Source organism: Delftia sp. Lp-1, from assembly GCF_020523835.1.
GTDB lineage: Bacteria > Pseudomonadota > Gammaproteobacteria > Burkholderiales > Burkholderiaceae_C > Comamonas > Comamonas acidovorans.
The window spans coordinates 147,198-168,973 of the sequence record NZ_JAJALJ010000002.1; the positions used below are offsets into that span (position 1 = coordinate 147,198).

Annotated in this window: 23 protein-coding genes; 12 read left to right on the forward strand and 11 right to left on the reverse strand. The window is 67.0% G+C overall.

Going from position 1 to position 21,776, the window contains the following annotated elements:
* Nucleotides 1-10 precede the first annotated feature (10 nt).
* The 7 genes from LGR64_RS17345 to LGR64_RS17375 all read left to right on the forward strand — a co-directional run bounded on the left by LGR64_RS17345 (nt 11) and on the right by LGR64_RS17375 (nt 6,402).
* On the forward strand, nt 11-913 hold the full coding sequence (locus LGR64_RS17345) for a class I SAM-dependent methyltransferase (RefSeq protein ID WP_012203600.1): 903 nt from the start codon (nt 11-13) through the stop codon (nt 911-913).
* 664 nt (nt 914-1,577) lie between these two features.
* Nucleotides 1,578-2,759, forward strand: a complete 1,182-nt coding sequence (gene coxB, locus LGR64_RS17350; protein WP_034390666.1) for a cytochrome c oxidase subunit II — start codon at nt 1,578-1,580, stop codon at nt 2,757-2,759.
* A gap of 35 nt (nt 2,760-2,794) precedes the next feature.
* Nucleotides 2,795-4,465: a cytochrome c oxidase subunit I gene (gene ctaD / locus LGR64_RS17355; RefSeq protein ID WP_012203603.1), complete on the forward strand. Its 1,671-nt coding sequence runs from the start codon at nt 2,795-2,797 to the stop codon at nt 4,463-4,465.
* A gap of 23 nt (nt 4,466-4,488) precedes the next feature.
* Nucleotides 4,489-4,596 (forward strand): cytochrome oxidase small assembly protein, encoded by a 108-nt coding sequence (locus LGR64_RS17360; RefSeq protein WP_012203604.1) that lies wholly within the window; start codon nt 4,489-4,491, stop codon nt 4,594-4,596.
* Between the two features lie 24 nt (nt 4,597-4,620).
* Nucleotides 4,621-5,241, forward strand: a complete 621-nt coding sequence (locus tag LGR64_RS17365) for a cytochrome c oxidase assembly protein (protein WP_082848220.1) — start codon at nt 4,621-4,623, stop codon at nt 5,239-5,241.
* A complete protein-coding gene (locus LGR64_RS17370; protein ID WP_013803984.1) occupies nt 5,238-5,450 on the forward strand; it encodes a DUF2970 domain-containing protein in 213 nt (70 codons plus the stop codon). The genes LGR64_RS17365 and LGR64_RS17370 overlap by 4 nt, the downstream gene beginning before the upstream one ends.
* A gap of 70 nt (nt 5,451-5,520) precedes the next feature.
* Nucleotides 5,521-6,402: a cytochrome c oxidase subunit 3 gene (locus LGR64_RS17375; RefSeq protein WP_012203607.1), complete on the forward strand. Its 882-nt coding sequence runs from the start codon at nt 5,521-5,523 to the stop codon at nt 6,400-6,402.
* Nucleotides 6,403-6,472: 70 nt separating this feature from the next.
* Here LGR64_RS17375 and LGR64_RS17380 read toward each other — a convergent pair whose 3' ends face one another.
* Nucleotides 6,473-6,715: a twin transmembrane helix small protein gene (locus LGR64_RS17380; protein WP_088166203.1), complete on the reverse strand. Its 243-nt coding sequence runs from the start codon at nt 6,713-6,715 to the stop codon at nt 6,473-6,475.
* Between the two features lie 29 nt (nt 6,716-6,744).
* Between LGR64_RS17380 and LGR64_RS17385 the strand changes: the two genes are divergently transcribed.
* From LGR64_RS17385 to LGR64_RS17405, 5 genes are all read left to right on the forward strand, one after another.
* Nucleotides 6,745-7,518, forward strand: coding sequence for an SURF1 family protein (locus LGR64_RS17385; RefSeq protein ID WP_012203609.1), 774 nt, complete (start codon nt 6,745-6,747; stop codon nt 7,516-7,518).
* Nucleotides 7,505-8,194, forward strand: a complete 690-nt coding sequence (locus LGR64_RS17390; RefSeq protein WP_141830061.1) for an SCO family protein — start codon at nt 7,505-7,507, stop codon at nt 8,192-8,194. Before LGR64_RS17385 ends, LGR64_RS17390 begins: the two co-directional genes overlap by 14 nt.
* Before the next feature lie 220 nt (nt 8,195-8,414).
* Nucleotides 8,415-9,029, forward strand: a complete 615-nt coding sequence (locus LGR64_RS17395) for an SCO family protein (RefSeq protein ID WP_230356326.1) — start codon at nt 8,415-8,417, stop codon at nt 9,027-9,029.
* 161 nt (nt 9,030-9,190) lie between these two features.
* Complete coding sequence (locus LGR64_RS17400) at nt 9,191-10,768, forward strand: methyl-accepting chemotaxis protein (protein ID WP_230356329.1); 1,578 nt, start codon at nt 9,191-9,193, stop codon at nt 10,766-10,768.
* Nucleotides 10,769-10,785: 17 nt separating this feature from the next.
* Nucleotides 10,786-12,522 (forward strand): putative bifunctional diguanylate cyclase/phosphodiesterase, encoded by a 1,737-nt coding sequence (locus tag LGR64_RS17405; protein WP_230356330.1) that lies wholly within the window; start codon nt 10,786-10,788, stop codon nt 12,520-12,522.
* Nucleotides 12,523-12,538: 16 nt separating this feature from the next.
* Here the strand turns inward: LGR64_RS17405 and LGR64_RS17410 are convergent, their stop codons facing one another.
* From LGR64_RS17410 to LGR64_RS17455, 10 genes are all read right to left on the reverse strand, one after another.
* On the reverse strand, nt 12,539-12,847 hold the full coding sequence (locus LGR64_RS17410) for an addiction module antidote protein (protein ID WP_063327131.1): 309 nt from the start codon (nt 12,845-12,847) through the stop codon (nt 12,539-12,541).
* Nucleotides 12,844-13,140: a type II toxin-antitoxin system RelE/ParE family toxin gene (locus tag LGR64_RS17415; RefSeq protein ID WP_192367136.1), complete on the reverse strand. Its 297-nt coding sequence runs from the start codon at nt 13,138-13,140 to the stop codon at nt 12,844-12,846. Before LGR64_RS17415 ends, LGR64_RS17410 begins: the two co-directional genes overlap by 4 nt.
* Nucleotides 13,141-13,187: 47 nt before the next feature.
* Nucleotides 13,188-13,871, reverse strand: coding sequence for a Crp/Fnr family transcriptional regulator (locus LGR64_RS17420; RefSeq protein WP_230356332.1), 684 nt, complete (start codon nt 13,869-13,871; stop codon nt 13,188-13,190).
* A 235-nt stretch (nt 13,872-14,106) separates the two neighbouring features.
* Entirely contained in the window at nt 14,107-15,075 is a 969-nt protein-coding gene (locus tag LGR64_RS17425; protein ID WP_230356334.1) for a DUF6999 family protein, read from the reverse strand.
* A complete protein-coding gene (locus LGR64_RS17430) occupies nt 15,075-17,027 on the reverse strand; it encodes a 3-oxoacyl-[acyl-carrier-protein] synthase III C-terminal domain-containing protein (RefSeq protein ID WP_230356336.1) in 1,953 nt (650 codons plus the stop codon). Before LGR64_RS17430 ends, LGR64_RS17425 begins: the two co-directional genes overlap by 1 nt.
* A gap of 15 nt (nt 17,028-17,042) precedes the next feature.
* Nucleotides 17,043-17,978, reverse strand: a complete 936-nt coding sequence (locus tag LGR64_RS17435) for a fatty acid desaturase (protein WP_230356338.1) — start codon at nt 17,976-17,978, stop codon at nt 17,043-17,045.
* The gene (locus tag LGR64_RS17440) at nt 17,975-18,721 is read right to left on the reverse strand and encodes a sterol desaturase family protein (RefSeq protein WP_012203620.1); all 747 of its coding nucleotides are present in this window, start codon (nt 18,719-18,721) and stop codon (nt 17,975-17,977) included. Before LGR64_RS17440 ends, LGR64_RS17435 begins: the two co-directional genes overlap by 4 nt.
* Before the next feature lie 19 nt (nt 18,722-18,740).
* Nucleotides 18,741-19,733: a Bug family tripartite tricarboxylate transporter substrate binding protein gene (locus tag LGR64_RS17445; protein ID WP_230356340.1), complete on the reverse strand. Its 993-nt coding sequence runs from the start codon at nt 19,731-19,733 to the stop codon at nt 18,741-18,743.
* 97 nt (nt 19,734-19,830) lie between these two features.
* Nucleotides 19,831-20,775, reverse strand: a complete 945-nt coding sequence (gene rpoH / locus LGR64_RS17450; RefSeq protein ID WP_230356342.1) for an RNA polymerase sigma factor RpoH — start codon at nt 20,773-20,775, stop codon at nt 19,831-19,833.
* Nucleotides 20,776-20,962: 187 nt separating this feature from the next.
* Nucleotides 20,963-21,751: an IclR family transcriptional regulator gene (locus LGR64_RS17455; protein ID WP_230356343.1), complete on the reverse strand. Its 789-nt coding sequence runs from the start codon at nt 21,749-21,751 to the stop codon at nt 20,963-20,965.
* Nucleotides 21,752-21,776 lie beyond the last annotated feature (25 nt).

Below are 21,776 nucleotides of genomic sequence, written 5' to 3' on the forward strand. Positions count from 1 at the left end.
CCGCCCAGCCATGTCCCACGAATTGCCCCCCACCATCGATCCGGCCGCCGCATTGCGCTGGCAGCAGGCCGCGCCTGCGGCCTCGCCGTGGCTGCATGAGGAGGTGGCGCGCCGCATGCAGGAGCGGCTGGACTGGATCGTCAAGCCGCCCCAGCGCTGGTGCCACTGGCAGCCCGTGCGCGGCGGCCTGCAGGCCCATGCGCTGCTGCGCCAGCGCTATGCGCAGTCCGAATGCCTGGTCTATGAAGCCTCGCCGCTGCATGAGGCCGCAGCCCGCGAGCAGCTGGGCGCGCGCTGGTGGCAGCCCGCGCGCTGGACCGGGGGCGCCACGCGCTTCGGCGAGCCCGAGCCTGCCGGCGTGGACATGCTGTGGGCCAACATGGCCCTGCACCAGCAGGCCGACCCGCAGGCGCTGATCACGCGCTGGCACCAGGCGCTGTCCGTGGACGGCTATGTGATGTTCTCCTGCCTGGGGCCCGATACGCTGCGCGAGCTGCACGCCATCTACGCCCAGCTCGGCTGGCCGCCCGCCGGCCAGGCCTTCACCGACATGCATGACTGGGGCGACATGCTGGTGCACGCAGGCTTCAGCGAGCCGGTGATGGACATGGAGCACATCACGCTGACCTTTGCCACGCCCGAGCGGCTGCTGCAGGAGCTGCGCGAGCTGGGCCGCAACTTCCATCCGCAGCGCTTTGCCGCCCTGCGCGGCCGCCGCTGGCAGCAGCGCCTGCACGATGCCCTGCGCGAGCGCCTGGCCGGCCCCGACGGGCAGCTGGCGCTGACCTTCGAGATCGTCTACGGCCACGCCTACAAGCCGCAGCCGCGCGTGCGCCTGGAGTCCAGCAGCGCCGTATCGCTGGAGGACATGCGCAGCATGCTGCGCCAGCCGCGCAACACGGGTTTGCGATAGCCCCAATGTCGCTTTCCGGTCATTGATCGAAAACAAAAACGTCTACACTTTTCCCGAGCTGACAGAGACAACAGCTTTTCCCTGGGCTCGCTTTCCCGGGCCGGGAAAAGACCAGCGGTCCGCAGGCCGAAAGGGGAGACGATTTGGTGTTTCGTTTTGCCACGGGAACGAGAACGGGCCGACCCATCCAGGAGCGGCCCGCCCACGAGTTTGATCATCACCGGCTGCAGCAGTGCCTGTTCCTCTGGGAGCGGGCACTGGTCTTTCTGTCCCTGCTGTCCCCCCTTCTGTGCCGCATGCCGGGCCGCATGCGCCCCCTTTTCCAATCCGCTCCCGGCCCCCATGGCACACATGCCCTGAATGGCCGGCGTGCGCGCATTCTTCCGTCCACCTTGCTGCTGTCCTCCGAATTCATGCGCCTGCAGGCGCAGGCGGGGATGGCCGTACGCCCGAATCCTGGTCCCACGTCCGAGCTGCCGTTGATGCCGGCTGGCACGCTATTGGTGATTGCGCGCAGGCACATCTGCGGCGCTTTCATGCATGCTCGGACAGTTGAGGCCGGGAGTTGCCCTTTGGGCAGGCGTTGAACGGTCTGGCTGCGCGGCCCCCACGCCGGCGCAGCGGAGCGAGTGGATAACCCGAGGCTTAGATGTAAGTGAAAACTATGAAAAGCATTTCCACCAAGCTGGTTCTCTGGGGCTTGATGAGTGTGGCAGGGGGAGGCTCCCTTGCGCATGCGACGACAGATCTGCCAGGCGGCCCGGCCGTCAATCAGCTCAACCTTCATCCGGCGGTCACGCGCATCGCGCATGAGCAGCATTACCTGCACTGGATGATGCTGATCATCTGCACGGTGATCTTCATCGGCGTGTTCGCCGTGATGTTCTATTCGATCTGGAAGCACCGCAAATCGCGCGGCGCCAAGGCGGCGAACTTCCACGAATCGGCCACGGTCGAGGTGGTCTGGACCATCGTGCCGTTCATCATTGTCGTGCTCATGGCGCTGCCGGCCACCAAGGTGCTGGTGGCGCAGAAGGACACCACCAATGCCGATGTCACCATCAAGGCCACGGGCTACCAGTGGAAATGGGGCTACGACTACATCAACGGCGAAGGCGAGGGCCTGAGCTTCATCTCCACGCTGGACAGCAGCCATCGCGCGCTGTCCGACAGCGGCGATGTCTCCAAGGCACCCAACGACTACCTGCTCAAGGTGGACAACCCGCTGGTCGTGCCCGTGGACCGCAAGGTGCGCATCATCACCACGGCCAATGACGTGATCCACTCCTTCATGGTGCCGTCCTTCGGCATCAAGCAGGATGCGATCCCGGGCTTTGTGCGCGACACCTGGTTCCGTGCCGAAAAGACCGGCGACTACTACGGCCAGTGTGCCGAGCTGTGCGGCAAGGAGCATGCCTACATGCCCATCCACGTGAAGGTGCTGTCGAGCGACGGCTACAAGGCCTGGGTGGACGAGCAAAAGAAGATCGCCGCCGCCAAGAAGGACGATCCCAGCAAGGTCTGGTCCCTGCAAGACCTGATCGCTCGCGGCGAGAAGGTCTATGCGGCCAACTGCGCGGCCTGCCACCAGGCCAACGGCAAGGGCGCCGGTCCCATCAAGGCGCTGGACGGCAGCCCCGTGGTCCTGGGTCCCACGGCCGAGATGATGCATGTGGTGCTGGAAGGCCGTGCCAACGGCGCCATGCCCGCCTGGAAGCAGTTGAGCGATACCGAGCTGGCCGCCGTGGTCACCTTTGCCAAGAACCACTGGTCCAACAAGACCGGCCAGCTGGTGCAGCCGGCCGAGTTCGTGGCCGCCCGCACCGGCAAGTTCCCCGGCCAGTGAGCCCGCAAGACAGATGAGCAATTGGAGATAACAGCATGAGCGCCGTACTTCCCCCCATCCACAGCCCTGCGGGCGAGGGCCACGAACATGCGCATGAGCACGAGCATGGACACGGGCATGACGACCATCACCACCACGCCACGCCCACGGGCTGGCGCCGCTGGATGTTCGCCACCAACCACAAGGACATCGGCACGCTGTACCTGCTGTTCTCGTTCACCATGCTGATGGTGGGCGGGGTGCTGGCGCTGCTGATCCGCGCCGAGCTGTTCCAGCCCGGGCTGCAGATCGTCAACCCCGAGCTGTTCAACCAGCTGACCACCATGCACGGCCTGATCATGGTGTTCGGCGCCATCATGCCGGCCTTCGTGGGCTTTGCGAACTGGATGCTGCCGCTGCAGATCGGCGCCTCCGACATGGCCTTCGCACGCATGAACAACTTCAGCTTCTGGCTGCTGATCCCGGCCGGCCTGATGCTGGTGGGCTCGTTCTTCATGCCCGGCGGCGCCCCCGCCGCGGGCTGGACGCTGTATGCGCCGCTGACGCTGCAGATGGGCCCGTCCATGGACACATCCATTCTGGCCATGCACATCATGGGCGCCAGCTCCATCATGGGCGCCATCAACATCATCGTCACCGTGCTGAACATGCGCGCGCCCGGCATGACGCTGATGAAGATGCCCATGTTCGCCTGGACCTGGCTGATCACCGCCTACCTGCTGATCGCCGTCATGCCCGTGCTGGCCGGCGCCATCACCATGACGCTGACGGACCGCCATTTCGGCACCAGCTTCTTCAACCCCGCAGGCGGCGGCGACCCGGTGATGTACCAGCACATCTTCTGGTTCTTCGGCCACCCCGAGGTCTACATCATGATCCTGCCGGCCTTCGGCATCATCAGCCAGATCGTGCCGGCCTTCAGCCGCAAGAAGCTGTTCGGCTATGCGTCCATGGTGTATGCGACCTCGTCCATCGCCATCCTGTCCTTCATCGTGTGGGCGCACCACATGTTCACGACGGGCATGCCCGTCACGGGCCAGCTGTTCTTCATGTACGCCACCATGCTGATCTCGGTGCCCACGGCCGTGAAGATCTTCAACTGGGTGGCCACCATGTGGCGCGGCTCCATGACCTTCGAGACGCCCATGCTGTTCTCTGTGGGCTTCATCTTCGTGTTCACCATGGGCGGCTTCACGGGCCTGATCCTGTCGATGGCACCCATCGACATCCAGCTGCAGGACACCTACTACGTGGTGGCCCACTTCCACTACGTGCTGGTGGCGGGATCGCTGTTCTCCATGTTCGCGGCCTACTACTACTGGGCCCCCAAGTGGACCGGCGTGATGTATTCGGAGACGCGCGGCCAGATCCACTTCTGGGGCTCGCTGATCTTCTTCAACGTCACCTTCTTCCCCATGCACTTCCTGGGCCTGGCCGGCATGCCGCGCCGCTATGCCGACTATCCCATGCAGTTCGCCGACTTCAACATGGTGGCCTCGCTGGGCGCGCTGGGCTTCGGCCTGATGCAGGTGTATTTCTTCCTCTTCGTCGTCGTGCCCGCCATGCGCGGCAAGGGCGAGAAGGCGCCGCAAAAGCCCTGGGAGGCCGCCGAGGGCCTGGAGTGGGAAGTGCCTTCGCCGGCGCCGTTCCATACCTTCGAGACACCGCCCAAGCTCGATGCCACCGCCACCCGCATCATCGGTTGATGCAAGCCCCAAGGGAGATGCACATGGACGCACAGCAACGAAAAGCCAACCTGCGGCTGGCGCTGATCCTGGTATCGGTGGCGCTGGTCTTTCTGGCGGGTTTCGTGATCAAGATCACCGTGCTCCATTGAGGGCAGGCAACAGGAGGGACGTCCGTGAGCGTGCGCAGTGAAAACGCGAAGATGGTGGGCAAGCTGGCCGTGGTGGCGCTGGGCATGTTTGCCTTCGGCTACGTGCTGATTCCCATCTACAAGCACATCTGCGAGCTCACGGGCATCAACATCCTGTCGCTGTCCGAGCGCCAGGTGCCGGGCAACGGCACGGCCGGGCGCGATGTGAAGCTGCCCGCCAACTCGCAGGTGGACAAGAGCCGCACCATCACCGTGGAGTTCGACGCCAATGCGCGCGGGCCCTGGGACTTCAAGCCGGCGCAGCGCTCCATCCAGGTCCATCCGGGCGAGCTGGCCACGGTCATGTACGAGTTCCAGAATGTGCAGAACCGCCGCATGGCGGCCCAGGCAATACCGAGCTATGCGCCACGCCAGGCGGCCGCGCATTTCAATAAGCTGGAGTGCTTTTGCTTTTCGCAGTACACGCTGGAGCCCGGGGAAAAGCGCGAATGGCCGGTGGCCTTCGTGATCGATCCGCGCATCTCCAAGGATGTGACCACGATCACGCTGTCCTATACCTTCTTCGAGGTGGGCGGCAGGACGCCGGCCGCACCCACGGGTGAGGCGCCGGTGGCGGCAGGGCCGAAGCAGGAGCCCGCCTCATGAATGCGCCGCAGCCACGGGAGCCGCGCCGCCCGCCCAGCGTGTGGCGCACGGTGCGCGCCGTGGCCTGGTCGCTCTTCGGCGTGCGCAGGGGAAGCGAGTACCAGCAGGACGGGGAGCGCATCACGCCGCTGCATGTGATTGCAGTGGGGCTGGCGGCCATCTTCGTGCTGGTGCTGGGATTGATCGCGCTGGTCAAGCTCGTGGTCTGAGCGGCGCGGCCATCGGGGACAGAGAGTGATAGACGGGAAACCGAGAACCAAGAATTTCAGGAGCTGAGCAATGAGTGCAACCACCCACGGCAAAACGCCTTACTACTACGTGCCGGCCGAGTCCAGCCACCCCGTCATGGCGGCGGCGGGGCTGTTCTTCGTGATCCTGGGCGCGGGCAACTGGATCAATGGGCATGAATGGGGCATGTACAGCCTGGGCCTTGGCCTGGTCTGGTGGCTGGCCGTGCTCTTTTTCTGGTTCCGGGAAGCCGCGCATGAGAGCGAGTCGGGCAAGTACGGGCGCAAGATCGACCTGTCCTTCCGCTGGAGCATGAGCTGGTTCATCTTCTCCGAGGTGATGTTCTTCGGCGCCTTCTTCACCGCCCTGTGGTGGGCGCGCTCGCATTCGGTGCCCGCGCTGGGCAGCCTGGACAACGCCTTGCTCTGGCCCGACTTCAAGGCCGTCTGGCCCAGCATGGCGGCCGGCGCCACGGCCTCGCCGGCGAACAGCGTCGAGCCCTTCCAGACCGTGGGCCCGTTCTGGCTGCCCACCATCAACACGGCGCTGCTGCTGACCTCGGGCGTGACGCTGACCATCGCACACCATGCGCTGCAGGCCGGCCACCGCGCCCGCACCATCGCCTTCATGTGGATGACGGTGGTCCTGGGCTTCGTCTTCCTGTGCGTGCAGGGCTACGAGTACTACCACCTGTACACCGAGTTGAACCTCAAGCTGTCCTCGGGCGTGTTCGGCTCGACCTTCTTCCTTCTCACGGGATTCCACGGCTTCCACGTCTTTGTGGGCATGCTGATGCTGTTCTTCATCACCATGCGCCTGCATGCCGGGCACTTCACGTCCGAGCGGCATTTCGGCTTCGAGGGTGCGGCCTGGTACTGGCACTTCGTGGACGTGGTCTGGCTGTTCCTCTACGTCCTCGTGTACTGGATGTGAGGGTCTGCCCGCCCCATGCAAAAAGAAGCGCCAGGGCGCTTCTTTTTGTTTGCGGGGACAGGGGGCTTGTCTATTGCCCGGCGGTCCAGCCGGTGGGATGGATGTAGCCCAGCTTGGCCGCCAGCAGCACGCACAGGAACAGCGCGATGGACAGGCCCACGCGCAGTGCCAGTGCGCGGAACATGGCGCGGCTGCGGCGCCGGTCGTCGCCCGCACCCTCCTGGTCTTCGGGATTGCGGCGCATCATGAAGAACAAGGCGCTGCCCAGACTGGCGACAATGGCCAGCAGGGCGAGAACGATCACGAATTTCATGGGTGGATTATCCGGTGCGTGTTTCCAGAATGCCAGACCGCTGGCGGTTTGTACTGATCACCTTGGCCGCGCTGATCGGCGTGGCCATCACACTGTCCCTGGGCCGCTGGCAACTGCAGCGCGCGGCCTACAAGCAGCAATTGTTCGATGCCGTGCAGCGCCAGCAGGGCCTGCCGCCGTTGGACAACGCGCAGCTGGCGCCCATGCAACCCGGTGCTGCCCTGAACACCGAGGCGGCGCCCTGGCTGCACCGGCCCGTGCGACTGCAGGGCCACTGGATTGCCGGGCAGTCACTGTACCTGGACAATCGCCAGATGCAGGGCCAACCGGGCTTCTTCGTGCTCACGCCGCTGCGGCTGGCCGCGCCGCATGAGGATGTGGTGATTGCCGTGCAGCGCGGCTGGGTGCCGCGCAACTTCCTGGACCGCACAGCCTTGCCCGAGGTGCAGACGCCCGAAGGCCTGGTGACCGTTGAGGGGCGCATGGAGGCCGCGCCGTCCCGGCTCTACGAATTCGGCCGTGCAGGGGCAGACCCTGATGGGCAAAAGTCGCGCATCCGACAGAATGTGGACATTGCCGAATGGGCCGTGGCCTCCGGGCTGCCGCTGCGCGAATGGAGCCTGCTGCAGACCGGCGAAGCCAGCGAAGGCCTGCGGCGCGACTGGCCCGTTGTGACGGCCGGTGTCGAGAAACACCATGGCTATGCGTTCCAATGGTTTGGACTTGCGGCCCTGATCACGCTTTTGTATGTCTGGTTCCAAATCGTCCGACGCTTTGTCCGCCCGCGCCATGCCCGCTCCTGAGACTCCCCTGGAGATGACCGTCCATGGCCTGCCACCCTTGCAGCCGGGCCCTGCCGGCGCGCAGCGCACGCGCAGCGGCCGCTGGAAGATGCTGGCCGTGTTCGCGGTCTGCGCCGCGCCCGTGGTGGCCTCCTATTTCACCTACTACGTGCTGCGGCCTGGCCAGCAGCGCAGCTTTGGCGAGCTGATCGCGGCCCAGCCGGCCCTGCCTTCGGCCACGGCCACCACGCTGGACGGCGCGCCGCTGCCGCTGCAGTCGCTCAAGGGCCAGTGGCTGCTGCTCAGCGTGGCGGGCGGTGCCTGCGGCAGCGCCTGCGAAAGCCATCTCTATCTGCAGCGCCAGCTGCGCGAGACACTGGGCCGCGAAAAGGACCGGCTGGACCGGGTCTGGCTCATCTCCGACGACGCACCCGTGCCCGCGCACCTGCGTCCCGCGCTGGCCCAGGCCACGGTGCTGCGCGTGCCTGAGGCCGTGCTGCGCGGCTGGCTGCAGCCCGCGCCCGGCCACGCGCTGCAGGACCACCTGTACGTGGTGGACCCGCAGGGCCACTGGATGATGCGCATGCCCGCAGGCCTGGGCATGGCCGATGCCGGCAAGGCCAAGCGCGACCTGGACCGGCTGCTGCGTGCATCGGCTTCCTGGGACACGGCAGGGCGTCCGGGCGACGGCGAGTAAGGCTGGCCAGTAGGCTTTAGTAGGCCCTGGTAGGCCCTGGTAGGCCCCGGTAGGCCGGCAGGCCGGCCCCGCAGCGCCGGGGTCTTGCGGTTATGGGTTATGGTTTGCGGCTGTGCGAAAGCGCCTTCAGCGGACGCTTTCGCCTTTTCCCTTTCCAGCCCGGGCCGGCGCGCAGCCTTTGCGGCCACGCAGCCTGCGGCAACTACCTTGTTGAGGAAGCATGAACAAACGGACAGCGCTGCGCGTTCTGGGCTTGACCGCCATGGCATGGGGCGCCCTGGCGCTGAGCGGATGCTCGCGCGAGGCAAAGACCAGTTTCCAGGGCGTTGATGTCACTGGCGCCGAATACGCCAAGGACATTCCCCTGCGCGATGTGGACGGCAAGCAGCGCAGCATCAAGGACTTTGCGGGCAAGGTCGTCGTGGTCTTCTTCGGCTACACGCAATGCCCCGATGTCTGCCCCACCACCCTGCAGGAGCTGGTCGAGGTCAAGCAGCAACTGGGCGCCGATGGCGACAGGCTGCAGGGCGTCTTCGTCACCCTGGACCCCGAGCGCGACACGCCCGAGGTGCTCAAGGCCTACCTGGGCAACTTCGACCCCAGCTTCGTCGGCCTGCACGGCACGCCGGACGAGACGGCGGCCGTGGCCAAGGACTTCAAGCTCTTCTACAAGAAAGTGCCCGGCAAGACCGAAGGCACCTACACGCTGGACCATTCGGCCGGCAGCTATGTCTATGACACGGCCGGCCGCCTGCGCGTGTATGAGCGATACGGCGGCGGCCCGCAGGTGCTGGGCGCCGACGTCAAGGCCCTGCTGCAGGAAAAGCGTTCCTGATCCTGCGCGCGCCGCAGCCAATGTGACCCCCGTCACATTGACTGCGTTTAGGTGCGCTGCAGCACACCATCCCTGATGTGCATCGCCTCAGGACTGCTTAGAGTGGGCCCCGCCTGGGGGTGTCATGCCGACGCCCCGCCCATCTCCGAGAGACCTGATCCATGCGGCGAAACGTGTACGTCACCCAGCGTGAGTACCCTCTGAGCGAAGGAGAGACGCTTCTTTCCGTCACCGACCTGAAGGGGCGCATCGTCTATGCCAACGATGCCTTCATCCGCGTCAGCGGCTTCGAGGCCGCCGAGCTCTACGGCAAGGCCCACAGCATCGTGCGCCATCCCGACATGCCGGCCGCCGCCTTTGCCGACATGTGGTCCACCATCCAGCGCGGGCTTCCCTGGAGCGCCCTGGTCAAGAACCGGCGCAAGAACGGCGACCACTACTGGGTGCGCGCCAACGCCAGTCCCATACGCCATGCGGGCGCCGTGGTCGGCTACCTGTCCGTGCGCACCCGGCCCGAGCCGCGCGAGGTGCAGCAGCATGCGGCGCTCTATGAACAGATCAATGCCGGCGTGCGCTCGCTTGGCCTGCACCGGGGCTTTCCCGTGGGGCGCGGCGCCGTGGGCGCACTGCAGCGGTGGTGGCGCTTTCGGCCACTGGCCTGGCGCGTGCAGGCCGTGGTGGCCGGCCTGTGGCTGCTGGGGTCGGCCGGGTTGTGGTCTTCCGCGCTGCAGCCATCGGCCGTGCCGCCGGCCCAGGTCTGGCCGGCCTGGCTGATCTGGAGCCTGGCCTGCGTGGCGGCCGGGCAGTGGCTGCGCCGCCGGCTGCTCATGCCCCTGGCGGCGCTGCGCGGCCAGGCCCAGGCCGTGGCCAGCGGGCAGCAGACCGATGCACGGTTTCTGCAGCGCACGGACGAGATCGGTGCCATCGGCAGCGCCGTGCGGCAGACCGGACTCAACCTGGTCTCCCTGGTCGGCGACATCCAGGGCAAGAGCGACCAGGTGCGCCGCTGCGCGCTGGCCGTGCAGCAGGGCAGCACCGAACTGAGCGATCGCACCGAAGCCGCGGCCGCAAGCCTGGAGCAATCGGCCCAGGCCATGCAGGCCCTGGCCAGCGCCATCGAGCGCAGCAGCGCCCAGGCCGGCGAGGCCGCCGCCCGCGCGCGGCACGGCGTGGACATGGCGGGGCAGAGCAGTCGCATGGTCGTGCAACTGGACCAGGGCATGCGCGGCGTGGCCCAGACCAGCGACCAGGTGGGGCAGATCAGCTCGCTCATCGACGGCATCGCCTTCCAGACCAACCTGCTGGCGCTCAACGCCGCCGTGGAGGCCGCACGCGCCGGCGAGCACGGCAAGGGCTTTGCCGTGGTGGCCGATGAGGTGCGCGGCCTGTGCCAGCGCAGCGCCCACGCCGCGCGCCAGATCAAGGCGTTGATCGAGGCATCGCAGCAGCAGGTGGCGCAAAGCTGCGCCATGGCGCGTGAAGTGGGCGAGGCCATGCTGGCCGTGCAGGCCGATATGCGCGAGCAACTGGTGCTGGCCGAAGGCATGCAGGCCGCCAGCCAGGCCCAGGCCGGCGGCGTGCAGCAGGTGCAGGCCGCCGTGCAGCAGCTCGAACAGATGACCCAGCACAATGCTGCCCTGGCGCGCAACACCATCGGGCACGCACAGCTGCTGGCCGGACAGGCGCAGGCGCTGGAGGCGGCGGCATCGGTCTTTCACGGCAACGGGGCGTCCGCATGATGGCGGCGGGCTGGAGCATGGTTGCCGGCGATCCCACCGCACCGGGCGAGGCGCTGGACGAAGACCTCAAGCGCGTGGCCATGGAGGCCGCGCCCGACGGTATCTTGCTTGTGGACCGCAGCGGCCGCATCCTGCTGGCCAATCCCGCCATGCAGGCCATGAGCGGCTATGGCGCCGCTGAATTGCTGGGCCACTCGCTGCACATGCTGCTGCCGGCCGAGGCGCAGGCGGCCCACGGGCCGCAACTGCAGTCCTACTTCGCCCAGCCCGCGCGCCGGCCCATGGGCCAGGGACGGGACCTGTGGCTGCTGCGCAAGGACGGCAAGCGCCTGTCGGTGGACATCGCCCTGGGCCACTCGCCGCACGGCAGCGGCGTGGCCGTGGCCTTTGTGCGCGACCTGTCGCAGCTGCGCCAGATGGAAGCCTGCATGCACTACCACGCCACCCACGACACGCTGACGGGCCTGCTCAACCGCTGGCAGTTCGGGCTGCAGGTGGAACAGGCGATCTCGCAAGCGCAGGCGCAGTCTGAATCGGGCGCCGGCCCCGCGTCCTTTGCGCTGCTGCTGCTCGACCTCGACAACTTCAAGGCCATCAACGACGGTTATGGCCACGACGTGGGCGACCAGGTCCTCAAGGAGGTGGCGCGCCGCCTGCAGGTCGCGCTGGGCGGCTCGGCCACGCTGGCGCGCATGGGCGGTGACGAGTTCACCGCCCTGCTGCAGCCCTGCAACGAGCCCGATCTGCGCCAGCGCATCGACGCGCTGCTGCACGAGCTGTGCCGGCCCTGCGCCATAGGCCACTACGCGCTGAACTTCGGTGCCAGCGTGGGCGCAGCCTTCTATCCGCAGGACGCGGGCGATGCGGCCACCCTCATGCGCTATGCCGACATGGCCATGTACGACGCCAAGCAGCGCAGCCGCTCCTCCTATGCGCGCTATGCCAGCGCCATGGGCGAGGCCATGGCCGAGAAAGTGCTGCTGCACGAACGCCTCAAGCGTGCCCTGGACCGGGGTCTGCTGAGCCTGCACTTCCAGCCCCAGGTGCAGGTGCTGGGCGGCCAGGTCCAGGGCGTGGAAGCCCTGCTGCGCTGGAACGACGAGCAGATGGGCTGGGTCTCGCCCGAACGCTTCGTGCCCGTGGCCGAATCCACGGGCCTGATCCTGGCGCTGGGAGAATGGGTGATCGATGCTGCCTGCCGCCAGGCCGGCGACTGGCTGCGCGCAGGCATGCCGCTGCGCGTGGCGGTCAACCTCTCGGCCCAGCAACTGCGCCAGGCCGACCTGCAGCAGCGCCTCATGGCCAGCCTGGCCCGGCATGGCGTGCCGCCGCACCTGCTGGAGCTGGAAGTCACCGAGTCCGCCGCCATGACCGACCCGCTGCAGGCGCGCGAGCTGCTGGGCAGCCTGCTGGCGGCCGGCGTCTGCGTGGTGCTGGACGATTTCGGCACCGGCTACTCCTCGCTGGCCCACCTGCGCGATCTGCCCGTCTCGCGCGTGAAGATAGACCGCACCTTCATCGGCCCCATGCTCGACAGCCCGGCCGACGCCAAGATCGTCAAGGCTGTGATCGCGCTGGCCCGCACCCTGGGCCTGCAAGTGGTCGCCGAAGGCGTGGAAACAGCCGAGCAATTGCGCCTGCTGCGCATCCTGGACTGCGACGCCTACCAGGGCTGGCTCTTCGCCCGCGCCATGCCGGCAGAGCAGATTCCGCCTCTGTTGCAAAGGCCTGCAGAGGCGGTGTTGGTGCAGTAAGCGGGTGGTCCGAGTGTCAGGCTGCTGGCTGCTGCGATGCGGCAGGAGCGATGGTGAGCCTGAAGCCCATGGCCTGAATCACCTTGAACAGCGTCTCGGAACTGGGCGCCCGTTCGCCAGACAGGCTTTTGTAGAGGCTTTCGCGAGAAAGTCCGGTGTCGCGAGCGAGCTGAGTCATGCCGCGCGCGCGTGCGATATCGCCCAGCGCCGCAGCCAGTTCGGCCGGATCGTTGTCTTCCAGCGCCTGGCGCAGGTACTCCACGATTTCCTCTTCGGTGCCGAGGTAGTTGGCCATGTCGAATGGCCGCATCTTGATGTTGCTCATAGCTTGATCTCCCTGGCCATCGCCCTGGCCGCAGCAATGTCCTGCGCCTGGCTGGACTTGTCTCCGCCGCCAAGCATCACGATCAGAACATGATCGCGTTGGATGTAGTACATGCGCCAACCTGGCCCGAAAAACTCGCGCATCTCCCATAGGCCTTCGCCAACGGATTTCACGTCTCCCAGGTTTCCGCGCATGGCTTTGCCCAGGCGACGACGCAGGCGGATACGAGTTGGCATGTCACGAATGCTGTCTACCCAATCAGCAAACGCCTCGGTTTCGATGACGCTGTACATGGTTGGATTGTAGCCAGTTGGCTACAAAAGAAGCCTGGTATGGGTGTTCAGCCTCCCATCCCCTGGTACTCCACCTCCCTCACCCCACCCCCACTGATCCTCAACAACACCGCAGGCTGCAGCACGCAATGCCATCGATCCGGCCGCTCCAGCGCGCCCAGTTGCACCAGGCGCACAAGGCTGCGCGCAATGGTTTCGCGCGTGGTGGCCAGCAGGGCGGCCAGTGCGCCCTGGCTGGGCAGGCGCACGAGCAGGCTTGACTGCAGAGCCGCCAGTTGCATCAGGGTGGCGGCCAGCTGGCGCAGCACGCCGGGGATGCGGACGATGTGGGCCCATTCCGCCAGCAGGGCGTTGTTGCAGGTGTAGCTGGTGGCCAGCGCGCGCACGAAGGCGGCATCGACCAGGCCGCGGCGCGTGATGGTGGCGATGTCCACGCAGCAGATGCGCCCCGGGCCCAGTGCCTCGAAGTGCATGGCCGAGGGCTGCTGCAGCCAGCCCGGGCTGCCCAGCGCGTGGCCGTTGCCGAACAGTGCCACGGGCCGCTGCACGCCGTCGCCGCCACGGCGGATGGCCAGGACGAAGCCGATCTTGATCACCTGGAATTCATGGGCGACGCTGCCCTGCGCCTGGAGCTTCTGGCCCTTGGCCAAGCCGCGTTCGCGGATATGCGGCAGCCATTGCTGGAATGCGGGCTCGGGCAACTGGCCCAGCAGGCAATGGGACGAACGCATGCATTCGCTGCAGCGAACCGCTGAAGGCGTGGAGGACGACGATGGCATGGGGCACGCAGGCTAGGATGCGCCGCAGCCTGGACGGGCAGACAGCCACCCAGGGCACCGGCAGTGGACCCGGGCGGCGCGCCCCGGGAGAAGCCGTGCAGGCTAGCGGGCTATGCCGTTGAATGCAACGCGATGTAACGCGTTTCGCGCGGGATGGCGGCCATCTGCCGCTGTTTCTTGACCTGGGTCAGACGGCTGCGGTGCTGTCGGCGTTGTTGGCGCTGCCACTGCTGCCACTGTCGTGGGCGCGGGCCGCCTCGCGCATGCGTGCCAACTCGCGGGCGGGCAGCGGGATGTCGCCGCTGGCGACCTTCATCAGCAGGCAGTGCAGCATTTCGGTGGACAGGCCGTGCAGCACCAGGCGGTGGCCGGCGCGCAGGGTGGACAGCGGCACCAGCGGGTGCTTGTTGTTGAGCATGACCAGGTGCTCGGGCGAGGCGAGGATCTTGGCCGCATAGATGGCCACGGTCTCGTCCAGCTGCAGCGAGTTGCTGGCGCGCCAGAAGTCGTTGTCGGTCAGCAGCAGCTGGTAGACGGGCGTGTAGACCTCGATGGCGCTTTGCAGGTCCAGCAGGTTCAGGCGCCCGCGCGGCATGTCCTCAAGGCGCAGGGGCGGGTTGCGCAGCATGGCGAAGTCGGGCTCGGCCACGGGCTGCAGTTCCTGGCCTGCGGCGCGCAGCGCGTTGTTCAGGCGGATGACGAAGTTGAACAGGTTCAGGTCGTGCCTGAGGAACAGGTCGTCCTTGATGTCGTCGATGCTGTCCGGCTCCAGCGGTGTGGTGGACACGGGCGTGGGCGCGTTGGCCGCGACAAAGGCCAGGATCTGCGAGCCCAGGTGGAAATGGCGCAGGATGAGCCAGTTGGCCTCGGGCGAGACGAAGCGGTTCATGCTGAAGGCCAGCAGCCGGTGCAGCAGCCTGGAGTGCGCCCAGTTGCGCGGCAGCAGCACCTTGAGGATCTGGATGAGCACGATGCTGGTGCGTGCAAGTGGCCGCAGGAAGGGCAGCAGGTACTGGCGCGAGCCGCTGCTGCAGTCACGCAGCCAGGCGGCCTTGACGTCGTCGGGCAGCGGCGTGCTCTGGTCCAGGTACAGCGCGCGCCAGGGGCTGGGGTCGCGCTCGTCGTGGGGCGGTTCGATGAAGTCTGGTGGTTGCATCAGTGCTCCTCGGGCAGGACATGCTCGAACTGCATCAGGTACAGCGCCGCCGTGTGGCGCGCGGTGCGCACGATGGCCTGCGCCGCCGTGCCCCCGCTGCCGTCTGTGTCGTCCAGCGCCATCACCATCTGCACGGCCATGAGCCAGCGCTCCAGGTGGTGTTCGTCGTTGGCGCCGTGGTATTCCAGGAAGCGGAAGGCATCGGGCGGCAGTGGCAGGCTGGCGCGCAGCAGCGGCAGCAGGCTGGGCACGATGCGCTGACCCGTGCCTTCGATGATGTAGATGGCGCCCAGCAGGCCGACCGGATTGGGCGTGGCGGCCAGGCCGTGCAGATAGGCGTTGAGCGCCTCGCCGCCGGGGTTGCGGCGCAGGCGGGTAAGGTCGGTCTCGGTGCCGCCTGCCTTGAGGTAGTCCTCGTGCAGGATGCGGAAGTCGTTCTGCTCCTCGCCCGCATGCACGTCGATCAGCGCGGCCAGCGCCGCGTGCTCGCCGGTCAGCGAGGCCGCGCCCTCGCGCATCCACAGGCTGCCCTCGCGCACTTGGGGAACCCAGTGGCTCATCCAGCGCACGTAGTCGGCGGTCTGCAGCCTGCCTGTGCGTATGCGCTGCAGCAGCGGCGTGCGCCACACGCGCGAGCGGTAGTCCTGCCAGAGGCTGGCCAGTTCGGTCAGCAGCGGCGCCAGCGTGGCCGGGGCCTGGTTCGGGTCGTGGGGCGGGGCGATGGTGGAGACATCGGGCAGCAGGTCCGGGGCAGCGGGAGCTTCGGCGGTGGCACCGCGCGCTGTGGCCTTGGCCGGGGTGGCGGTGGGAGCCTGGGCCGCATCCTCCACTTCCAGCAGCATGTAGCCGGCCGTGAAGCGGCCCGATTCGGGAATGAAGCACAGCACGGTGTCGCCGTGCTTCAGGCGTGCCGATTCCGTGCGCAGGAACTCGGACAGCATCACGAAGATGGAGGCCGCGCCCGTGTTGCCGCGCCAGGCCAGGTTGCTCCACCAGCGCTCGCGCGGGATGCCGAGCTGGGCCTTGCCCAGCAGCTCATCGACCACGGGGATGAAGCGCTCGGACGAGTAGTGGCACAGGAAATGGTCGATGCCGCGCTCGGGCACCCAGCCCGTGTGGGCCAGGTGGGCGTATTCGTGGATGCAGACATCGAACAGGTGCGGCAGCAGGCGGATGTCCTGGCGCAGCGACAGCGCGCCTGCTGCCTCGGCATCGCCCCAGGCGGCAAAGTCCAGGTGGCTGGTGGCGCGGTCGGGCGTCAGGCCCAGCTGCATGCAGACAGGGTAGTCGCCCGCAAAGCTGCGCAGGTGCGTCCAGCGCAGCTTCAGGCGCAGGTCGGGCGCCTGGGGCAGGGCCTGCGGGCCGCCCAGCAGCACGGCGCCTGCGCCATCGGACAGCATCCAGCGCAGGAAGTGGGCGTCGAAATCCGTGTTGTATCCCTGGGCCGCGAAGCGCGAGCGCTTGAACAGGCGCGAGGGCATTTCGCTGGCCACGGCCAGGGCCAGCGAGTCTGGCGCACGGTCCACGGCCTGGGCCGCTGCCTGCAGCGCGCCCACGCTGGCGGCGCAGACGCCGTGCACGGATAGGGTCTCCATGGGCGGCGCGGCCATCTCGCCCTGGATCATGTTGGCAAAGCCGGGCATGAGCGCATCGCCGCCCGACGAGCCGCTGGCCAGGAAGCCGACATCGCCCAGCGCACGCCCGGCCTGTGCCAGGCAGTCATGGATGGCCTGGGCGGCCATGGCCGTGTTGCTGTGGACGGTGCGGCCTTCGGCGTCTATGGCGTAGTGGCGCTGGACAATGCCGTTCTCGGCCAGGATGCGGCGCTTGAGGCGCTCGGACAGGCGGTTGAGCGGCGCCACGTAGGCATCCATGCCTGCGTTGTCCACGGGTTCACCGGGCAGGAACATGCCTGCGGCATGCAGATAGACGTTGGAATAGGCGACGGGCATGGGTTCAGGGTCGTATCAGTCGTATGTTCCGGGAGGCATTTGCGCACGCGTGCGCGCCGGCGGCCAGACCGTGCCGAGCACGAAGACGCGGGCCATGTAGGGTAGCAGTCCGCCTTCGTTGAGCGCAGGTGCCACGCGCTGGCGGTAGTGTTCGCTGTGCAGGCGCGTGAGCTCGGACCAGTGGGCCTGGGGCCGCTCGTGGTGGGCCGTGTGCAGCCCGATGTTGAACAGCAGCGGATTGACCCAGCCCTCGAAATTGCGCGCGTAGTTCAGTGGCGTGGCGCTGTCCATCCGCTGGCCGCGCGTCAGCGGCCGGCCATCGGCATGGGCGTGCTGCAGGTAGTTGGTGGCCAGCAGCCAGTGCAGGCCATGCAACTGGGGAACGATCACCAGCAGCAAGGCCTTTTGCCAATCCAGCGACAGCAGCAGTGCCCAGCTGCCCAGCCACAGCAGGTACTGGCCCATGCAGTAGCGAAAGGCGCCGGGCCAATGCCGCCGCAGCTGGCCCAGCCAGCGCAGGAACAGCGGGTACAGCACCCAGCCGGCCTGCAGCGGGTGGAGCAGGTAGCCCAGCAGATGGTTGTGGTCGCCGCCGAAGCGGTAGGTGCGTGCCGTGTCGCGCGGGCCGTGGCGGAAGCGGTGGTGGTTGGCCACATGGGCGGGCCAGAACACAAAGGTCGGGTGGCCCTGCAGCAGGGTTAGCCAGTAGTCGGTGATGCGGTTGGCCCAGCGCCCGCGCCACATGCGCAAATGCGTGTGGTTGTGGTGGATGACGCCCACGCCCAGCGTGAGGAACAGCTCGATCCCGTAGAGCCACAGGTTCCAGCCATGCCGCCACTGCCACCACACGATCAGCGGCAGCGCCACCAGATAGGCCAGCGACTGCAGGTCGCGCCAGTGGCGCAGCCGGGGCAGCCGTGGCTGGACGTGGCGAGCAGGCGGTCGGCTCATTCCGTCCTGGGCCGGGCCGTGGCGGGCAGTGCCACGCGCGTGCGCATCAGCCGGTCCATGAAGGCCAGCGCAAAGCCGTAGTTGCCATTGGGCCGGGCATGGTGCAGATGGTGGCGCCGGCTGGCGGCCAGCGCATGCGTGTCGGACACCCCGGGAAAGAAGTCATAGTTGGAGTGGCCTATGACGTTCAGCAGCAGGCTGAGTACCGGCACCGAGGCCAGCGACCAGAAGCTGAAGTCATGCACCACCATGGGCAGCAGGATGACGTTGCCCAGCATCAGCGCCTCGATGGGATGGAAGCTGTAGGTGGACCACGGCGTGGTGACGATGGAGCGATGGTGGTCACCATGAAAGCGCCCCAGCAGCCGCGTATGCAGCAGGCGGTGGTTGATCCAGAAATGCACATCGTTCCAGATCAGCAGCACCACGATTTCGATGGCAATGCGCCAGGGGCCTGCATCGGGCTCCAGCCGCGCCCAACCCAATTGCAGAAGGCCCCAGGGCACGATCATGCCGATGCCGAAGATCAGCACCGAATGCAGCGACTGGCGCCATTCGCGGCGCAACTGGTCGGGCTTGAGCGGGCGCGTGTCCAGCACGCGGCCCACGCCGCGCCGCTGCAGCCAGCGCGTGAGCGCCGTCATGCCCCAGCCGCCGGCCGTGTACAGCACGCCGAAGAAGAGCAGGCCCCAGGCCATGACCTGCCAGGCGTTGAGTTCGGTGAATGCTTGGGCAGCGGTCATGGCAGTGTGATCGAGCACGTCATTGCGCGTGGATTCCCTGTTCGCGGATGATGCGGCCCAGTGCCGTCACATCCTGGCGTATGCGCAGGGCCAGGCCCTCGGGTGAGCTGCCGACAGCCTGCCAGCCCTGGGCGGCCAGGCGTGCACGCATCTCGGGCGAGCGCACGATCTCGCTGACCGCTTCGGCCAGCTTCTGCACATGGGCGACGGGCATGGCCTTGGGCGCGGCCACGGCGTTCCAGATCTCCAGATCGAAATCCCCCACGCCCAGCTCCTTGAGGCTGGGCAGTCCCGGCGCCAGCGGACTGCGCGCGGCCGAGGTCACGGCCACGCCGCGCAGCTTGCCGGCCTGCACCTGGGCCATGGCCAGTGCGGGCGGCAGCATGGACAGCTGCAGGTCGCCCCCCTGGATGGCGTTGAACACCTGCGGATAGCCGGGGTAGGGAATGTGTTCGGGCCTGAGCGCGGAGCGGCTCTTGAGCAGCTCCATGCCCAGGTGGCCCACCGTGCCCACGCCTGGGGAACCGTAGCTCCAGCGGCTGCCGGCCTGGGCAGCGGCCTCCAGGAAGGCCCGGCCCTCGGGCGCGCCGGCCGGTGCCACCAGCACCAGGGGCGCCACGCCGATCAGGCTGACGGGCTGCAGGTCCTTCACAGGGTCGTAGCGCACGGCGGGGTTGAGCAGGCGGGCAATCGTCAGGTTGCCGTTGATCATTACGCTGAAGGTATGGCCGTCGCGCGCACGGGCCACCTGCTCGCCTGCGATGTTGCCGCCTGCGCCCACCTTGTTCTCGACGATGACGGGCTGGCCCAGGCGCTTTTCCAGGGGCTCGGCCAGTGCGCGCGCCGTGAGGTCCGGGGAAGATCCTGCGGGAAAGCCGACGATCAGGTGCAGCGGCTTGCTGGGCCAGTTGTCGCCCGCCACGGCAGCGCAAGGCAGCAGGGCCGAGGCCAGGGCGGTGGCCAAGGCATTGGCGAAGAGGCGGCGTAGTGGCGAGATGGCGCTGGCGGGCATGGGGTACGTGGGGGCCGCAAAGGCTGCGGACAATAAAAAACCCGGAGATTATCCGGGTTTGTCGTGAAGCGGCCTGTCAGCCCAGGTCGTCAGGCTGTCAGGCGAACTCGGCCAGGGCCTTCTTCATCTTCTTCATGGCAGCCACCTCGATCTGGCGAATGCGCTCGGCGCTCACGCCATACACGGCGGCCAGCTCATGCAGCGTCATGCCGCCCGAGCCGTCATCGTTGACCTTGAGCCAGCGCTCCTCGACGATGCGGCGGCTGCGGTCGTCCAGCGAATCCAGCGCCATGGCAATGCCGTCGGTGGCCAGTTGGTCGCGCTGGCGCGACTCGATCATGGCCGTGGGTTCGTGTGCGCCATCGGCCAGGTAGGCGATGGGGCCGAAGGCCTGCTCGCCATCGTCGCTGGGCGAGGGGTCCAGCAGCACGTCGCCACCGGCCAGGCGCGTTTCCATCTCCATGACTTCTTCGCGCTTGACGTTGAGCTTCTCGGCCACGGCGTCGATCTCGCCCGAGGTCAGCGTGTCACGCAGCATGGCGCCGTCCTCGGCCATGGCGGCGTCGGACTTCAGGCCCTGCTTCATCGAGCGCAGGTTGAAGAACAGCTTGCGCTGGGCCTTGGTCGTGGCGACCTTGACCATGCGCCAGTTCTTGAGGATGTACTCGTGGATCTCGGCCTTGATCCAGTGCATGGCGTAGCTCACCAGGCGCACGTTCTGATCGGGGTCGAAGCGCTTGACGGCCTTCATCAGGCCCACGTTGCCTTCCTGGATCAGGTCGCCGTGCGGCAGGCCGTAGCCCAGGTACTGGCGCGAGATGGACACCACCAGGCGCAGGTGGGACATCACCAGACGCCCTGCGGCGTCCAGATCGCTGTGTTCTTTGAGCTTGCGGGCGTAGTCCTGCTCTTCCTCAAGGGTGAGCATGGGCAGGCGGTTGACCGCGGAAATGTAGGCATCCAAATTGCCCAGAGGCGGCACCAGGGCCCAGGGGTTAGCGGGTGCCAAGGTGGTCGCAATGGAGCCGGAGGCGTTTGTCATTGCAGAGTTCCTTTCTTCCATTCCTTCATATTAGCACTCGTTATGACCGAGTGCTAAAGCCAAAGTTCCGTGGGTTTTTCAGACGGTTGCACTCATTTTTGGAGTGCACAAAAGTCGTTTGTGCCTAGTCTGAGCGATTTTTGGAAACCCTGCTTGCCAGCGGTGGGCGCATATTGCTGGGAGAGCATTACAGTTTTTCCAGCAGGCTTTCAATCTGCCGGCCCAGTTGCAGCAAGGCCGGGTGCAGCTCCTGCACGATGGCCGGCAAAGGCTCCGTGGTGGAGACGCTGCAGTTCAGGACATAGATGGCATCGGGTGTCACCAGCGGCGTGGCCAGCGCAACCACTTCCGGCTGCCACGATGCGGCGCAGAAGCCTTGGCTTCTCACGGACTTGATCGCCGCCTGGATCTGCTGCTCCAGCGCAGGCCATTGGGCGCCCCTCTTGAGCCTGAAGCTGTCGAGCAATGCCTTGCGCCTGGCCGATGGCGCCGCCGCCAGGTAGGCGCGCCCCAGCGACGTCAGTTCCATGGGAACACGCTGCCCCGAGACCACATGCCTGAGCACGATCCGGCGGTTGTAGCGGATGGATTCCAGGTAGACCATCTCGTCCCGGTCGGGACATGCCAGGCCCACGTTGATCCTGCGTGTCTCGGCGAGGGTGCGCATCAGGGGCGCCGCAATCGACAGCACCGTCGAGCCCGTGCGCATGGCGTGCGCCAGGCTCAGGACCGCCGGGGCCAGGCGAAAGGCCCGGCTTGGGTGGTCGGCCTGCAGCATGCCGCAGCCCACCAGGGTCTGCGTCAGCCGGGTGACCGTGGCCTTGGACAGGCCGGTGCGTTCCGCCAGGTCGCTGTTGCCCAGCAGTTCCGAGCCGGGCCTGAACGCACGGAGTATTTCGACGCCTCTTTCCAGGGAGCGGTTGCTCGGGGACTGTCCCGGCTTGTCATGGAGGATGGGGGATCGCCTGTTCGTCATGGTGCTGCCGCTGGTGGGAGAACGC

Excerpts from the sequence above, each read along its gene's own strand:
- LGR64_RS17395 (WP_230356326.1), top strand. The coding sequence starts at position 8,415 with ATGAACAAACGGACAGCGCTGCGCGTTCTGGGCTTGACCGCCATGGCA.
- LGR64_RS17430 (WP_230356336.1), bottom strand. The coding sequence starts at position 17,027 with ATGCCCGTCGCCTATTCCAACGTCTATCTGCATGCCGCAGGCATGTTC.
- LGR64_RS17425 (WP_230356334.1), bottom strand. The coding sequence starts at position 15,075 with ATGCAACCACCAGACTTCATCGAACCGCCCCACGACGAGCGCGACCCC.
- rpoH (WP_230356342.1), bottom strand. The coding sequence starts at position 20,775 with ATGACAAACGCCTCCGGCTCCATTGCGACCACCTTGGCACCCGCTAAC.
- LGR64_RS17445 (WP_230356340.1), bottom strand. The coding sequence starts at position 19,733 with ATGCCCGCCAGCGCCATCTCGCCACTACGCCGCCTCTTCGCCAATGCC.
- LGR64_RS17455 (WP_230356343.1), bottom strand. The coding sequence starts at position 21,751 with ATGACGAACAGGCGATCCCCCATCCTCCATGACAAGCCGGGACAGTCC.
- LGR64_RS17385 (WP_012203609.1), top strand. The coding sequence starts at position 6,745 with ATGCCAGACCGCTGGCGGTTTGTACTGATCACCTTGGCCGCGCTGATC.
- LGR64_RS17345 (WP_012203600.1), top strand. The coding sequence starts at position 11 with ATGTCCCACGAATTGCCCCCCACCATCGATCCGGCCGCCGCATTGCGC.
- LGR64_RS17440 (WP_012203620.1), bottom strand. The coding sequence starts at position 18,721 with ATGACCGCTGCCCAAGCATTCACCGAACTCAACGCCTGGCAGGTCATG.
- LGR64_RS17370 (WP_013803984.1), top strand. The coding sequence starts at position 5,238 with ATGAATGCGCCGCAGCCACGGGAGCCGCGCCGCCCGCCCAGCGTGTGG.
- LGR64_RS17390 (WP_141830061.1), top strand. The coding sequence starts at position 7,505 with ATGCCCGCTCCTGAGACTCCCCTGGAGATGACCGTCCATGGCCTGCCA.
- LGR64_RS17410 (WP_063327131.1), bottom strand. The coding sequence starts at position 12,847 with ATGAGCAACATCAAGATGCGGCCATTCGACATGGCCAACTACCTCGGC.
- LGR64_RS17400 (WP_230356329.1), top strand. The coding sequence starts at position 9,191 with ATGCGGCGAAACGTGTACGTCACCCAGCGTGAGTACCCTCTGAGCGAA.
- coxB (WP_034390666.1), top strand. The coding sequence starts at position 1,578 with ATGAAAAGCATTTCCACCAAGCTGGTTCTCTGGGGCTTGATGAGTGTG.
- LGR64_RS17420 (WP_230356332.1), bottom strand. The coding sequence starts at position 13,871 with ATGCGTTCGTCCCATTGCCTGCTGGGCCAGTTGCCCGAGCCCGCATTC.
- LGR64_RS17415 (WP_192367136.1), bottom strand. The coding sequence starts at position 13,140 with ATGTACAGCGTCATCGAAACCGAGGCGTTTGCTGATTGGGTAGACAGC.
- ctaD (WP_012203603.1), top strand. The coding sequence starts at position 2,795 with ATGAGCGCCGTACTTCCCCCCATCCACAGCCCTGCGGGCGAGGGCCAC.
- LGR64_RS17375 (WP_012203607.1), top strand. The coding sequence starts at position 5,521 with ATGAGTGCAACCACCCACGGCAAAACGCCTTACTACTACGTGCCGGCC.
- LGR64_RS17380 (WP_088166203.1), bottom strand. The coding sequence starts at position 6,715 with ATGAAATTCGTGATCGTTCTCGCCCTGCTGGCCATTGTCGCCAGTCTG.
- LGR64_RS17360 (WP_012203604.1), top strand. The coding sequence starts at position 4,489 with ATGGACGCACAGCAACGAAAAGCCAACCTGCGGCTGGCGCTGATCCTG.
- LGR64_RS17405 (WP_230356330.1), top strand. The coding sequence starts at position 10,786 with ATGGTTGCCGGCGATCCCACCGCACCGGGCGAGGCGCTGGACGAAGAC.
- LGR64_RS17435 (WP_230356338.1), bottom strand. The coding sequence starts at position 17,978 with ATGAGCCGACCGCCTGCTCGCCACGTCCAGCCACGGCTGCCCCGGCTG.